Annotated in this window: 15 protein-coding genes; 13 read left to right on the forward strand and 2 right to left on the reverse strand. The window is 38.0% G+C overall.

Annotated features, from left to right (window positions below):
• The first annotated feature begins 20 nt into the window (after window positions 1–20).
• The 6 genes from ispH to TDSAC_RS00580 all read left to right on the forward strand — a co-directional run bounded on the left by ispH (window position 21) and on the right by TDSAC_RS00580 (window position 4,403).
• Complete coding sequence (gene ispH, locus TDSAC_RS00555; RefSeq protein ID WP_108307860.1) at window positions 21–851, forward strand: 4-hydroxy-3-methylbut-2-enyl diphosphate reductase; 831 nt, start codon at window positions 21–23, stop codon at window positions 849–851.
• Window positions 848–2,125, forward strand: a complete 1,278-nt coding sequence (der, locus tag TDSAC_RS00560) for a ribosome biogenesis GTPase Der (protein WP_108307863.1) — start codon at window positions 848–850, stop codon at window positions 2,123–2,125. The genes ispH and der overlap by 4 nt, the downstream gene beginning before the upstream one ends.
• Before the next feature lie 2 nt (window positions 2,126–2,127).
• The gene (plsY, locus tag TDSAC_RS00565; protein WP_108307866.1) at window positions 2,128–2,727 is read left to right on the forward strand and encodes a glycerol-3-phosphate 1-O-acyltransferase PlsY; all 600 of its coding nucleotides are present in this window, start codon (window positions 2,128–2,130) and stop codon (window positions 2,725–2,727) included.
• The gene (locus TDSAC_RS00570; protein WP_108307868.1) at window positions 2,724–3,707 is read left to right on the forward strand and encodes an NAD(P)H-dependent glycerol-3-phosphate dehydrogenase; all 984 of its coding nucleotides are present in this window, start codon (window positions 2,724–2,726) and stop codon (window positions 3,705–3,707) included. Before plsY ends, TDSAC_RS00570 begins: the two co-directional genes overlap by 4 nt.
• Before the next feature lie 21 nt (window positions 3,708–3,728).
• On the forward strand, window positions 3,729–4,049 hold the full coding sequence (locus TDSAC_RS00575; protein WP_108307870.1) for an HU family DNA-binding protein: 321 nt from the start codon (window positions 3,729–3,731) through the stop codon (window positions 4,047–4,049).
• A 105-nt stretch (window positions 4,050–4,154) separates the two neighbouring features.
• A complete protein-coding gene (locus TDSAC_RS00580) occupies window positions 4,155–4,403 on the forward strand; it encodes a hypothetical protein (RefSeq protein WP_150130258.1) in 249 nt (82 codons plus the stop codon).
• A gap of 44 nt (window positions 4,404–4,447) precedes the next feature.
• On the opposite strand, the gene TDSAC_RS00585 is transcribed toward TDSAC_RS00580, so the two are convergent.
• On the reverse strand, window positions 4,448–5,989 hold the full coding sequence (locus TDSAC_RS00585; protein ID WP_108307875.1) for a DUF4127 family protein: 1,542 nt from the start codon (window positions 5,987–5,989) through the stop codon (window positions 4,448–4,450).
• A 1-nt stretch (window position 5,990) separates the two neighbouring features.
• On the opposite strand from TDSAC_RS00585, the gene TDSAC_RS00590 reads away from it, so the two are divergent.
• From TDSAC_RS00590 to TDSAC_RS00620, 7 genes are all read left to right on the forward strand, one after another.
• The gene (locus TDSAC_RS00590; RefSeq protein ID WP_199919821.1) at window positions 5,991–6,890 is read left to right on the forward strand and encodes a glycosyltransferase family 9 protein; all 900 of its coding nucleotides are present in this window, start codon (window positions 5,991–5,993) and stop codon (window positions 6,888–6,890) included.
• Window positions 6,891–7,186: 296 nt separating this feature from the next.
• Window positions 7,187–8,764 (forward strand): DUF3373 family protein, encoded by a 1,578-nt coding sequence (locus TDSAC_RS00595; RefSeq protein ID WP_108307881.1) that lies wholly within the window; start codon window positions 7,187–7,189, stop codon window positions 8,762–8,764.
• Window positions 8,765–8,925: 161 nt separating this feature from the next.
• Complete coding sequence (locus TDSAC_RS00600) at window positions 8,926–10,065, forward strand: branched-chain amino acid ABC transporter substrate-binding protein (RefSeq protein ID WP_199919822.1); 1,140 nt, start codon at window positions 8,926–8,928, stop codon at window positions 10,063–10,065.
• Between the two features lie 21 nt (window positions 10,066–10,086).
• A complete protein-coding gene (locus TDSAC_RS00605; RefSeq protein ID WP_108307886.1) occupies window positions 10,087–10,995 on the forward strand; it encodes a branched-chain amino acid ABC transporter permease in 909 nt (302 codons plus the stop codon).
• On the forward strand, window positions 10,992–12,014 hold the full coding sequence (locus TDSAC_RS00610) for an ABC transporter permease subunit (RefSeq protein WP_108307888.1): 1,023 nt from the start codon (window positions 10,992–10,994) through the stop codon (window positions 12,012–12,014). Before TDSAC_RS00605 ends, TDSAC_RS00610 begins: the two co-directional genes overlap by 4 nt.
• Window positions 11,995–12,777 (forward strand): ABC transporter ATP-binding protein, encoded by a 783-nt coding sequence (locus TDSAC_RS00615; RefSeq protein ID WP_108307890.1) that lies wholly within the window; start codon window positions 11,995–11,997, stop codon window positions 12,775–12,777. Before TDSAC_RS00610 ends, TDSAC_RS00615 begins: the two co-directional genes overlap by 20 nt.
• Window positions 12,770–13,477: an ABC transporter ATP-binding protein gene (locus tag TDSAC_RS00620; RefSeq protein WP_108307892.1), complete on the forward strand. Its 708-nt coding sequence runs from the start codon at window positions 12,770–12,772 to the stop codon at window positions 13,475–13,477. Before TDSAC_RS00615 ends, TDSAC_RS00620 begins: the two co-directional genes overlap by 8 nt.
• A 46-nt stretch (window positions 13,478–13,523) precedes the next feature.
• Here the strand turns inward: TDSAC_RS00620 and TDSAC_RS00625 are convergent, their stop codons facing one another.
• Entirely contained in the window at window positions 13,524–13,916 is a 393-nt protein-coding gene (locus tag TDSAC_RS00625) for a desulfoferrodoxin (RefSeq protein ID WP_108307895.1), read from the reverse strand.
• Window positions 13,917–13,946 lie beyond the last annotated feature (30 nt).

Below are 13,946 nucleotides of genomic sequence, written 5' to 3' on the forward strand. Positions count from 1 at the left end.
TTTAAAAATAGTTTAAGGCTATGACGATAAAAAGAGCCTCTTCTTTAGGTTTTTGTTATGGGGTCAGGCTTGCTCACCAGAAGGTTCTGGATGCGCTAAAGAAATATCAAAGAGTTAATACGCTTGGGCCACTAATACACAACGAGCGTGAAGTGGATAGACTTTCCCAATTGGGCGTTACTATAATAAACTCCCTTGATGAGGTTAACGCTCCTGTGGTAGTATTAAGAACTCATGGAGTAAGACGAGACACTCTTGAGAGAGCCAGGAAACTGGGTATAGAAGTAATAGACGCAACGTGTCCTCATGTGGCAAAGGCACAAAGTATTGCACATAAGTTCTATAATGAAGGGTATCGCGTAGTAATTTTAGGAGAAATTGAGCATCCTGAAGTGCAGTCGATTTTAAGCTATGCGCCGGATGCAACTGTAGTAAACGAAAATCTCGAAAAGTTTAGCTTTGACAAAAGAGTTGTGGAGAGGGTGGGATTACTCTCCCAGACAACACAGCCAATTGAGAAGTTAAAGTTAATTGCATCAAGGATGGTGGAACTATCCCAGGAACTAGTGGTAGCGAATACAGTTTGTTTTGCTACCAGAAAAAGGCAGGAGGCGGCAAAGGAGTTAGCAGGTGAAGTCGAGGCTATGATCGTAATAGGTGGAAAAGCCAGTTCAAATACAAAAAAGTTGTTTTTAGCTCTGAGTTCATATAATATTGACGTATATCAGGTTGAGGGTGTTGCCGATCTGCCCGAAAGCGTGTCAAGATATAAGAGAATTGGAATTACTGCAGGGGCATCTACGCCTGAGTGGATTATTGAAGAGGTAGAAAGTAGGTTAAAGAGTTTATGAAAAGACTTCCTGTTGTAGTTCTAGCGGGTAGGGCAAATGTAGGGAAGTCTACGCTTTTTAATAGATTGCTCAAACAAAGCTATTCAATGGTTTCATCTGTACCCGGAACTACGAGAGACTTTCATGAAGGCATTTTTAGATATACCGATTCAACAGCTATAACTTTAGTGGATTTGCCAGGCGTTCTCGAAGGAGATTATTTTTCTGAACTTGCTTTCGAAAAGTCTAAAAAAATTATCGAAAAGTCTGATCTGATTGTTCAGATAGTAGAAGCAAAGGGCCTTACCAACGTGGACGAAGAGATAACTTTATATTTGAGAAAATTTAATAAACCCATGATTCTTGCAATAAATAAATGCGAAGGGAAAGTTGATTTATCGGATTTTTATTTACTTGGGATTGAAGATATGGTAGAGATAAGTGCCTATCACGGCCTGAATATATATCAGCTTGAAGACTTAATATTTAGCAAATTAACAGGACAAAAATTCGAAGAGTCCAGCCCTATTGTATTTGGTATATTTGGTGCTCCGAACGTAGGAAAATCATCTCTTGCCAATGCAATTCTTGAGGAGGAGAGATTTATAGTTTCAAACTTTGCAGGCACAACAAGAGAAGTAGTAGCAAAACCATTTAGAAGACTTGGTAAAAGCTGGCTTTTATTGGATAGCGCAGGCATAAAGAGAAGAAAGTCTTATGACAAAGAGCTCGATGGATTGAGCGTTTCAAGAAGTATATCTGCTATGAAGGCTCCTATGGGAATTCTTGTTATAGATGCAAGTCGTCTGGTTACTCATCAAGACAAAAGGATTGCCAGTTTGATGATCGAAAGAACTGGCGCTTCAATAATCTTTCTAAACAAAAAAGATCTTATTCCTCACTCTTCTCTTGGAGTCGTATATAATAACGTAAAAAGCGATCTAAAGTTTATGGACTCTCCTCTATTATTTGGGTCTGCTTTAACAGGAGAAAGCGTTCACCTTGTATTAGAAAATCTTAAAGATCTCTGGGAAAGGGCCATGACCTCTTATAGCAAAAAGGATATTTTAGAGGCAATACGGGAAGCAGTCTTAAGGAGGCCTATAACATTAGAGAACAAAACACTTGTAATAAGAAATGTTAGGTTTGAGTCAAAGTTTCCCCTGGAAATTCATATCAAATCAAACGTTCGTTCAGATCTTGTTCCAAAGTCATATTTAAGATATTTAACAAATACAGTAAAAAAAGAGCTTGGTATGAGAGGTATAAATTTGAGAATGGAATTCAAAGATTAAATATGAGTCTTCAGAATTTTTTCCCCTATTTATTTTTTTTGATTATATCCTATATAATAGGAAGTCTGCCTTTTTCGCATTGGATAGCGCTTTCAAAGGGATGCGATCTTAGAAAAGTTGGAAGCGGCAATGTAGGCGCTACCAACGTATACAGGGTGCTTGGTTTAAGATATGCTATTTTTGCAGGACTTCTTGATGCTATGAAGGGATTTTTTCCGGTTTTCTTTGCAAGATTTGTTTTTTTCTCAAATTCTGAGATATTCGCTATTTTAGTTGGATTTGCTGCAATGTTTGGGCATATAAGTTCACCCTTTATGAACTTTAAGGGAGGCAAAGGTGTAGCTACTGGTGCAGGGGCCTTTCTGGGCATTGATCCGGGAGCTTTAACTGTTGGTTTCATCGTATGGTTTATAACCTTAAAGAGAACAAAAATAATGTCTCTTGCATCTATATTTGGTGCAACAAGTGTGTTAATATATGAGATATTGATAGGCTTTATATATCTGAAAGTCGTGTCTTTGATTGCCTTTTTGGTAATACTATATAGACACAGGGATAACATCAAAAGATTACTAAGAGGTGAGGAGTTAAGGCTGAAGTGATAGGTGTTATAGGTGCGGGAACGTGGGGAACTTCCTTTTCTACGGTAATTGCAAATAGAAGTGACGTGATGTTGTTCGCAAGAGACGAAGAGGTTGTCAATAGTATAAACTCTCTTCATGAAAACTTAAAGTATCTAAAGGGTATTAAGCTACCCCTAAACGTTTTTGCAACTAGTGATAGAAAATTAATTTCTAAAATCGAAGATGTGGTCTTTTCTGTTCCTGTTCAATCTATAAGACAGGTAATAGATGACTTCAGGCCATTTTTTAAAGAGTCTGTTAGAATTTTAAATCTTGGCAAGGGTATAGAAATAAGTACGTTAAAAAGGGTTTCTGAAATATTTAAGGAGCTCTTGCCTACCTCAAGGTATTCGGTCCTTTCAGGCCCGAATTTTGCTAGAGAAGTGGCTCTAAAGGAATTTTGTGCGACTGTTGTAGCATCAGAGCATGAAGATGAAAGCGAATATTGGCAAAAACTATTGATCTATCCATACTTTAGAGTGTATACTACAGATGATGTGGTGGGAGTTGAGATTTCGGGAGGATTGAAAAACGTGATTGCTATAGCTGCAGGAGTTGTTAAAGGTTTAAAATACGGCGATAATTCAAAAGCTGCTCTCATAACCAGGGGGTTAGCTGAGATTACAAGACTTGGTTTGAAACTGGGGGCAAGACAGGAGACTTTTTTTGGACTCTCTGGAGTTGGCGATCTCTTGTTAAGTTGCACCTCTTTTCAAAGTAGGAATTTTAGAGCTGGTGTGCTTCTTGCTGAGGGCTACTCTTTGGATGATATAAAGAAAAGGCTGGGCAGCATTATAGAGGGCATTTATACGTCTGAAGCAGCTTTTAAGTTATCTAAAAAATTAGGAGTTGATATGCCAATTGCTCAACAAGTTTTTGCAATTATAAATAAAGAAGCTTCTATAAAAGATGCAATTGATTTACTCACTTCTCGAAAGCCACTAAAAGAATTCTACTAAATTTGAAAGGAGGTGAATTTTTTGAGGAAAACAGATCTTATCAATGCAGTTGCTGAAAAATGTAAGGGTATGACTAAAAAGGATTGCACAGGTGTTGTGGAAGCCGTTTTTGACTCTATTAAGGATGCTCTTAAGAGGAACGAGAAAGTTCAGTTAATTGGTTTTGGCACCTTTGAAGTCAGAGAAAGAAAAGAGCGAAAGGGCAGGAACCCAAGGAGCAAGGAAGAAATAATTATTCCTGCCATGAAGACTCCAGGCTTTAAGGCTGGGAAGGCTTTGAAGGAAGCTGTTCAACCAAAAAAAACTGAAAAAAAGTCTGTTAAGGGCGCAAAGAAAAAATAGATATTTGAAAAGAAGGAAAAGGAGAGAAAAAAAACTTTCCTTTTCCTTCTAAGTTTGTATTGCCTTTATTGCACAAAATTATTCCTTTTGTTATTATTCATAAATATGACTATCTTTAAAAGAAAAGAAGAAAAGATCTGTTATAGATGTAATACTAAAAATCCACCTGATGCATTTTTTTGCAGGAATTGTGGTGTGCCCCTGACGAGAGATGTCCTTCTTCAGAATTCTACAAAAAAGTTGAGACTAAAAAAGAGCTCTATGACAACGACATATATCTTATTTCTTGTAGTTGCGCTGATAATTGGTCTTGTTGTAGGTTTGGTTTCTTCTTTTAGTGTATTTAAAAAGTAGCTACTTAGTGAAATCTTTTATCATTTCATAAAAAAAAGTGCATATTAAATTAGCTTTATATCTATTTCTATATTTGCCTCAAAGGTTCTTGCCCATGGAAGAGAAAATCTTACATCCGTAATGTCAAATTTTATTGGGCTGAATATCCTAATCTCTTCTGAAATTCCGGGGAAGTACTGGAAGAATATGTTCTTTGCTATTTCAATACTTTCCTCTGTCATCTTGAAGTTGGATTGGTTGTTTTGGATTAATATGTTGTTTATCTGTGGCCTTATTACGTTTTGATAGTAATAGTCATAAATTATTCTCTCTATCAGAAATCTAAAATTTTCTTTAAAGTTTCTGCCAGAAAGGTAACTAACTGCTTGAGAAAGAGCGCATCCAGTAGTATTTGCCGCTGTATTCCAGCCTGCGTAAGCTATAAGCCTAAATATTAGACCACTTGTGAGCAAAAGTTTAAACATGTTTTTATCCGTCATGTTCATGTTTGACACGTCTGCAAAAGCCACATTTTTTTTGTTGTTAACAAGATATTTTACCTTCTCAAAAGCTGTTCTTTTATCTTCATCTTTGCCAAAGACTACCATATAAAAGTCTGGCTCGTTGATCTTTAGTTTAAGGTTTAAAAGGTTTATCTGCGATAAAAGGTTTTTCCCAAGAGCTACCGTTTCAAGTGGCATCACCTCTTCTTCTATATCTTCTGGGATAAAAATGGTTTTCAAGCTTATGTCTTTATTCTTTCCAAACCTTGTTACAAGAATCATACCTATCTCATCAGAACCCTGTACTATCTTGGTATTTTTTGTAGCGATCATACTCAGCCTCTTTTTCTCTTCGTATGCTATACCCCTATCAGCCGAGTCATCCTGGGCAAGTACCAGAAGATCCACTTTCTCAGAATTTTTTATTAACATCCTATCTACAAAATAATTAATCTTTCTTGAAGTTATATAATCTTTCAATATGTCTGGGGGAACGTAAGTCAAAAGAAGTTCTCTTTCATAGAAATTTACAGGATTTTTAATATCTTCATCTGAAAACTTCATTATTTCTTCTATCTTTGTAGCATAGAAGAGTTCTTTTTCATCTAAAACGGTAGGCATCAGCCTCATGAGAGATTTAAATAGATATACTTTGTCAAATATGTTTGAACTCTTTAGGCTAAGGAGCCTTTTTGTGTACCATATGGCATCATCCTGTGTCATCTGGGTCTCTCTTGAAGGGACTAGGCCTCCGAATATCATTGAGTCAGCGCTAATTATAGCACAATCTGCCCAATTTTCTACTAAAAATGCCAGTATTTTCTGACTAGAAGCCTTTTTTCTTCTTTCGGAAAGCATATCTTCTGGGGGAATAAGTAACTTTATTCCTAAAATATCTGCCAATCTTTTCGGATAGATAAAGTTTGGCGGCCTGTTGTCCAGAGGTACATAACATGCACTTCTTGATGAAGCTATGCTAAAATCACTAAAATATATCTTGTTTATAAGAGGTGATATTATAAGTATCTTTAGTAAATCCCTTCTAGAAAGAGAGGATTTCGAAAGAATTCTCTTTATAACACTGTCTTCTCTTGGGGATACCATAATGACTCTACCTGTCTTTTTTGAGCTTGAAAATCTCTTTCCAAAAGCTCAATTTGATATCCTAGTAGGCGAAAGGTCAAAGGAAATATTTTTAACCCTGCCAAACGTAGACGAAGTCTTTTTGTATACATCTGAAAACAGAGGCATAAAGGGTAAGATCCCTTTAATAAAGGATATTTCAAAAAAAAAATACGATCTTGTCATAGACCTCAGACACTCCATTCTGCCAATATTTGTGCGTTCCAAACAAAAAATATTCACAACCTTTAAGCCAAAAATCCCTGGAATTCATGCAACCGAAGAACATCTAAGAAATATCTTTCACAAAGATGCCGAAAACTTTAAATTCGATTACTCTGATAAGATTATAATTAACAATAAGACTATTATCAAGTTTGGTGATGTTCTTGACAGGATATTGGGTTCGGTTGGCATCGTGCCGGGCGCTACGTGGCAGCCTAAGGCATACAGAATTGATGGTTTTGTGGAGGCTTCAAAGATGTTGAGAAATAAAGGCTTAAATCTGGTTTTGCTCGGGTCAAGCGATGAAGTAGGCCTTTGTGATGAGATCTCGAAAGAGGTGGAATCGCTTAATCTTTGCGGAAAGACGAGCCTGATGGACTTGTTCTATATTATAAAAAATCTCTCAGCTCTTGTTACTAATGATTCAGGACCTATGCACATAGCATCTTTGCTAAATATTCCTACAGTTGCGCTCTTTGGGCCTTCTGACGAGAGAAGATATAGACCCTGGGGCAAAAGGTATAAGGTATTGATGCACAAAGAGATTTGCAGAGAGTGTCTTTATCAAGGGTGCGATAAAGGTGGAAAGTGTATGAACTTGATTACTCCTGATGAAATAGTTGATGCCACTATAAATCTTATTGGAGCTTTAATTTAATGATTAAAATAATGTTAATGTAAGGTTAAAATGATTTTATCTACTTGACAGAATTTTCTAATCTAGAGTAAATTACTATAAGCTAATTATAGTTTTTCAACTTTGACAACTAAATAGCGTTTCGCTTCTCCCAAAGCTTTGAAAGGCTTTTTTAAAAGCCTTCAAAGAGCCTTTTACAGATGATTTCAATCTGCGAAAGAAGGAGGTGAAATCCCCCGAAAGCAAGAAATGATTCTGTAAAGAGGCTAATATATGAAACAAAAAAACTAAACTTTCCTAAAGGGGGATTTTGAAAGATGAAAAAATTCGCTATGTTTTTTGTAGTAGCATCTCTTCTCGTTGCCCTTGCAGTTCCCGCTATGGCAGGACCATTCTCAGATGTACCAGCTAATTCTTGGGCATACAAGGCAGTGCAAGATTTAGCAGCAAAGGGATTGGTCATTGGTTATGGCGATGGAACATTTAGAGGCGACAGACTTGCCACCCGTTATGAGATGGCAATGGTAGTTGCAAGAATGCTTGATATGTATGAAAAGGGTCAAAACGCACAGGATCAAAAGATAGAGCTTAACGCTAACGACATCGCAACGCTTATGAAGTTAGCAGAAGAGTTTAAGTCAGAACTCGCATCTTTAAACGTCAGAGTTGCAGCGCTCGAGAAAAAGGCAGCTCTTGACACTGTGAACTTCACAGGAGACGCAAGATTTAGACTCGCAAGCGATAAGAGAACGTTTTCAGCGCTTTTACCAGGAACTATAGTTGCACCTGCGATAACAAATAACATTCCAGGTGGAATTGGTGGACAGGTTTTTTCGGTTGCAGGGACTCCTATTCCTGACAAGAAAGATGATACCTTTATGCGTTACAGAATCAGACTAAACGTTGCAGCACCGGTTGCAGACAATATATCTTTTAATGGCAGACTTACTATGCAGAAAAATGCAGGAGTCAACGGCAATGGAGATAACTCAAATCCTATTACAGCAGCAAACACGGGTTACAACAACAACCAGAATACTCTATTTGTAGAAAGGGCATATATCACATGGACTCTTAACCCATATCCTGTAACGTTTGTCCTCGGCAGACTTCCTACCCTGGATACAGGCAGATATTATAACGTTTTCTTCCTTGATGCATCAGTTGAAGGCGGCCTTGTAGTATTTGACCTTAGCAATATGCTTCCATCAACATCAGTTTCAGCAGCATGGGCAAAGCTCTTTGACGCAGGCTTGGTTACCTCTTCGCAAGAGGCAAATGGCTTCAAAGACAAGGATGTATACATTCTAAATTTGAAGACAAAGCTCTTTAATACCTTTGGCTTAGAGGCAGACTACGGTTATGCAGATAAGCTAACATATTTTGGCGGCCTTAGTAATAATACTTCTGGCTATACTTCAGGCGCAAACGGCATTTATGGCAAGTATGATTGGTGGGCAGTCATAGGTAACTGGACTATGTATAACATAAATATGTGGGCAGGTTACAATGGCACATCTACAGATATGCCAGCACAAACCGCCACAGGTCCAAGCCTTACAAGTTTACACTCTGTTAATGGCGGCGCATGGAGAGTTGGAGCTACCATTCCTCTTCCAGTTGGCGCACTTACAGGAGACTTCTGGTTTGGCGACAACAAGTGGTTTAACCCATTCATACTTAACACAATGGTTACTACAGAGTATAAGGACTACTACAACGTATACTACACGCTCCCGGTCGCAAAGAACGCATCTCTTACCCTTAACTATGACTACTGGAAGGGCAAGAAGCCATATGCAACTGATTCTATTAACGGCTATTACTATACCTTTAACCCAGATCAGATTGACAAGGATCAAAGATACTACATCCAGATGGACGTAAAGTTCTAAAAAAGCTTTTTTTAACCCCCGAGAAATCGGGGGTTTTTTATTGATTATTGATAAGTAAAAGTATTTTTATCTTATAATTTTCTTATAGTTTTTGCCTCTTCACTAAATTGTTTCTTTTGTGATAACATAAGTAAACTTATTTAAAAGTGAGGGGCTATTTATTGAATAGTCGCAGGTTAACGCTATTTTTGTCATTATTATTCATAGCTATATTTAGTTTATTTATCTCTGGGTGCTCGCGGATAGGCCCTGTAGCTTCTTCATTAAAAATTGCTGTTATAGTTCCTCTCTCGGGGGAGTTTTCTCAGATTGGAGAAGAGGAGAGAAACGGTGCACTCCTTGCCATAGAGGATGCCAATGCCAATGGGGGAGCATTTGGCAGAAAGTTTGAGCTTGTCCAGATGGACGATAAGGACGATCCAGTAGAATCTGCCATAATTGCTCAAAAAATCTGTGCTGATTCCTCTATCCTTGGCGTTGTTGGAGGGGTAAATGCAGGAGATACTATACCGTCAGCTAAGATCTATGCAAAGAACAACGTAGTAATGGTAACACCCTCTACTACCAGCACAGAGCTTACCAGCAAGGGTTATTATAGTGTCTTTAGGATCTGTGCTAGCGATGTCCTGGAGGGTCCCTATGCGGCTAATTTTATAGTTAGCAATTTAAAATTCAAGCGAGTTGCAATAATTGAAGACAATAGTGCTTATGCAAAAGAGCTAACAGATTCTTTTAAAAGCGAGTTTTTGAAACTTGGGGGGACAGTTCTTATAGAAGAGAAAATCTCTCAGGGCGATAAGGATTTCAAGGCTCCTCTCGAAAAGATAAAGGCTCTTAACCCCCAGGTAGTTTATTTTGCAGGAATGTATCCAGAGTGTGCCCAAATCATAAAAGAGGCAAAGGAAATGGGAATAAAATCATCATTTTTTGGTGCTAACGGCATAAAGGATACTGAATTTATAAAAGTTGCAGGCATAGCTTCAGAGGGTACAATGGCTACATCAGTTGGATTTTCTCTAAACAAGATTTTAAAAGGACCTGACTTTGTTCAGAGATATAGAAATGAATTTAAGAAGGATCCAACTGACTACTCGGTCTTTGCATATGACGCAACTCTTTCTATAATAGACGCTATCAAATTAGCAGGCAATCCGGATAGGGCTACCCTTGCAAACGCGATGCATAATCTGAAATTTGATGGTATATTAGGTAGTACTTCTTTTGATAAGGAGGGTAACACTACTAACAATCTTATTAACGTCTATGTGGTAAAAAACGGCAATTGGGTAAGTTTCAACTAATATGAGGGGAGTGATTTTACAATTTTTTTACAACAGCTTGTAAATGGAGTAACTTTGGGTTCTGTGTATGCCCTGATTGCATTGGGCTATACTATGGTTTATGGGATACTTGAACTTATCAACTTTGCACACGGAGAGATCTTTATGATGGGGTCTTTTTTTGGTCTACTTTTCTGGTGGATATTGGAGATGACAGGTCTTTCAAAGGTTATACCTATTCCACTTGCTATCTTTCTGATGTTTATATTTTCTATGATCGCCACAGCTTTCCTGGGAGCTCTTCTGGAGTTTATTGCATATCGTCCACTAAGGAGTGTGACAAACAGGCTCATACCCTTGATCAGTGCCCTTGGTGCATCAATTTTTTTGCAAAATTTTGCTATGCTTACGTTTGGTTCTACAAATAGGGTGTATCCTGCAATATTTCCAGATGTTGGGTGGAATCTGTTTCACGCGAGGATAAGCCTGATACAGATATTTATTTTTATTACGTGTATTCTAATAATGGCAGGCTTAACCGTTCTTGTAAACAAGACAAAGCTAGGTAGATCTATGAGAGCTGTAGCACAGGACTATGTTACAGCAAGCTTGATGGGTATAAGGGTCAATAGAATTATTACAATTACCTTTATGATAGGTTCATCCTTAGCTGCTGCTGCTGGAGTGATGTATGGAATGTACTACGGAGTTGCAAAATTTGATATGGGATATCTTGCTGGCTTGAAGGCTTTTACGGCCGCTGTGCTTGGTGGGATAGGTAACATACCTGGCGCTATGCTTGGTGGCTTTTGTCTTGGTATTATAGAGAGCTTTGGTGCTGGTTATATTTCTTCTGAATATAAAGATATGTTTGCTTTTCTTATGCTTTTATTCATCTTGCTACTTAGACCTTCTGGTCTCTTAGGCCAGCAGGTACCAGATAAAGTATGATGAACATCAGATTTAGAAGAAGGATTAAAAACGTCGCAAGATTTTGGAACAACCTGGATATGCGCCTTAAGTGGGGTATACTTTTTGTGATTGCTATTGTTTATCCATTTCTTGCTTCGTCTCAATATTATGTTCACATTATGAATCTTGCTTTTATCTATGTGGTCCTGTCTTTGGGGCTAAACATCGTATGCGGTTTGGCAGGGCTTTTAGATTTAGGATTTATAGCCTTTTATGCTGTAGGAGCTTATACCTATGCAATTTTATCAATTAAGCTTGGCTTAAGCTTTTGGGAAATATTGCCGATTGCCTGTTTAACAACAGCTCTTTTTGGGCTCTTAGTTGGTTCTGCTGCTTTCAGGCTCAGAGGCGACTACTTTGCAATTGTTACTATGGGATACGGTGAAATAATTAGAATTCTTGCAAATAACCTTACTTTCCTGACAAATGGCCCAATAGGAATAGCGGGTATCCCCAGGCCAACTCTCTTTGGTTTCAAATTTGAAGACCCGTTTCAGTATTATTTTCTTGCACTTTCTTTTGTTGCTATTTCAATATTCTTAACCTATAGGTTTCAGGCATCAAGGATAGGGAGAGCTCTCGAAGCTATAAGAGAGGATGAAATTGCAGCTGTTTCTATGGGTGTAAACCTTAAAAATTTTAAATTAATCTCTTTTATAATAGGGGCAATGCTGGGCGGCTCTATAGGAGTCTTTTTCGCAAGCTATGCTACTTTTGTATCTCCTGAGAGCTTTAGCTTTATGGAATCAGTTATGGTTCTTGCTATGGTGGTAATCGGAGGTATGGGCACTATAGAGGGTCCAGTAATAGGCGCTCTTATTCTTGTCTTTTTGCCTGAGGCCCTGAGGAGCCTCTCTGATTACAGGATGCTTATATTTGGCGCTCTTATGGTATTTATGATGATCGTAATGCCAAAGGGCTTTATGGGGTGGATAAAGCCAAGGAGAATTTTAAAGGTTGCAGAGGAGGAAAATTCTTTTGTTACTAGAGATTTCTAATGTTACCAAACAATTTGGAGGGCTTATAGCTGTAAATGACGTTTCTATGGAAGTTAATGAGGGGGAGATAGTTTCTGTTATAGGGCCTAATGGTGCCGGTAAGACAACGCTCTTTAACTGTGTTACAGGTGTGTATACACCAGAGAAGGGGAAGATCCTCTATAAAAAGGATGGGGTGGTAAGAAATATTGTAGGAATTCCTGCTCACAAGATTGCATATCTTGGCATATCAAGAACTTTTCAAAACATCAGGCTTTTTAAAAATATGACAGTTCTTGAAAATGTACTTGTTGGCAGACATTCAAAATTGAAGTCTAAAGTGTGGGAAATACTTTTGACCCTGCCTGCTTTTATAAGAGAAGAGAAGGAAAGCGTAAGACTTGCAAGAAACCTATTAGATTTTGTGGGTTTGTTAAATAGAGAATCGGAGATCTCAGTAAACTTGCCATATGGACTTCAAAGAAAGCTTGAGATAGCAAGAGCTTTAGCATCTGAACCGAAGATACTTTTACTTGATGAGCCTGCTGCAGGAATGAATCCGTCAGAGACTGAAGAACTTATAAGGTTAATTAAAAAGATTAGAGAAATGGGGGTAACCATAATTCTAATAGAACATGATATGTCTCTTGTTATGAGACTCTCAGAAAAGATTATTGTATTAGATTTTGGGCAAAAGATTGCTGAGGGAAGCCCTGTAGAAATTAGAAATAACCCAAAGGTAATAGAAGCATATTTAGGGAAAGAGGAAGCAGAAATTGCTTAAAGTAAACAATATAGTTTTAAGATATGGTGGAATACTGGCTTTGAAGGGGGTATCCTTGGAAGTAAATAAAGGGGAGATAGTAGCCTTGATAGGAGCTAATGGGGCAGGAAAGACTTCTGTTTTAAAAGCTATTATGGCAGTTGAAAAGGTTTCAAGCGGCGAGGTATATTTGGATAATGTTCTTCTGACAGGACTATCAACTGACAGGATAGTTAGTATGGGGTTGTGTCTTGTTCCTGAGGGCAGGAGGATTTTTACTAGAATGAGCGTTCATGAGAATCTCTTAATGGGTGCCTTTCTTAGAAAAGATAAAAAGGGTATTCAGGATGATATAGAAAAAGTTTTAGCGCTGTTTCCCAGATTAAAGGAGAGGTTAAATCAAAAAGCTGGGACACTGTCGGGGGGAGAACAACAGATGCTTGCAATTGCAAGAGGGATGATGTCGAGGCCAAAATATCTATTTTTAGATGAACCATCTCTTGGTCTTGCGCCGGTTCTGGTTGACGAAATTTTTAAGATTATAAAGGAAATTAACGAATCAGGAACAAGCCTTTTAATAGTTGAACAAAATGCAGTAAAAGCACTAAAAATAGCAAATAGAGGATATGTTATCGAGACGGGAAACATTACTATTTCTGGAACTTCTGAAGAACTTTTAAATTCTGAACACGTAAGAGCAGCCTATCTTGGAGGATATTAAAAAAGCCGCGATTAACTCGCGGCTTTTTTATAAAAAACAAGCAGTATTATCCTTCGCTTTTCCAAAGGCCGTGAAGGTTGCAATACTCTCTTGCCATAAGGCTTTTTGGTTCTGTTGGTAATGAGAAGGTGGCTTCTGGTTTATCGTTGAAGCTAAGTCTTTTTATCAGAACATATGAGTCGTCAACGTGAAGCTCTATCCACTCGATCCAGTGGCTACTGGTCATTGGGTGAGGAGTAGAACCTACTTTTACCAAAACTTCTTTTCCTTTTCTTTCTATAACAGGAACGTGCTTTTCAACCGCAGCATCGACGGTATTCTCTTCCATAAGCTTCATTGGATTTCCACAGCAAACGAGCTGGCCCACTCCAGAGTGAAGAACCATAACTATATTGCCGCAAGTTTCACACTTATAAATTTGCAAAACTTCTGTAGCCATTAAATACACCTCCTAAGTAATAATTAGTAT

Source organism: Thermodesulfobium acidiphilum (assembly GCF_003057965.1).
Classification (GTDB): domain Bacteria; phylum Thermodesulfobiota; class Thermodesulfobiia; order Thermodesulfobiales; family Thermodesulfobiaceae; genus Thermodesulfobium; species Thermodesulfobium acidiphilum.

Bases quoted from the DNA above. Each gene is read 5' to 3' on its own strand.
- ispH (WP_108307860.1), top strand. From the start codon at position 21: ATGACGATAAAAAGAGCCTCTTCTTTAGGTTTTTGTTATGGGGTCAGG.
- der (WP_108307863.1), top strand. From the start codon at position 848: ATGAAAAGACTTCCTGTTGTAGTTCTAGCGGGTAGGGCAAATGTAGGG.
- plsY (WP_108307866.1), top strand. From the start codon at position 2,128: ATGAGTCTTCAGAATTTTTTCCCCTATTTATTTTTTTTGATTATATCC.
- TDSAC_RS00580 (WP_150130258.1), top strand. From the start codon at position 4,155: ATGACTATCTTTAAAAGAAAAGAAGAAAAGATCTGTTATAGATGTAAT.
- TDSAC_RS00585 (WP_108307875.1), bottom strand. From the start codon at position 5,989: ATGGTATCCCCAAGAGAAGACAGTGTTATAAAGAGAATTCTTTCGAAA.
- TDSAC_RS00590 (WP_199919821.1), top strand. From the start codon at position 5,991: ATGACTCTACCTGTCTTTTTTGAGCTTGAAAATCTCTTTCCAAAAGCT.
- TDSAC_RS00595 (WP_108307881.1), top strand. From the start codon at position 7,187: ATGAAAAAATTCGCTATGTTTTTTGTAGTAGCATCTCTTCTCGTTGCC.
- TDSAC_RS00610 (WP_108307888.1), top strand. From the start codon at position 10,992: ATGATGAACATCAGATTTAGAAGAAGGATTAAAAACGTCGCAAGATTT.
- TDSAC_RS00625 (WP_108307895.1), bottom strand. From the start codon at position 13,916: ATGGCTACAGAAGTTTTGCAAATTTATAAGTGTGAAACTTGCGGCAAT.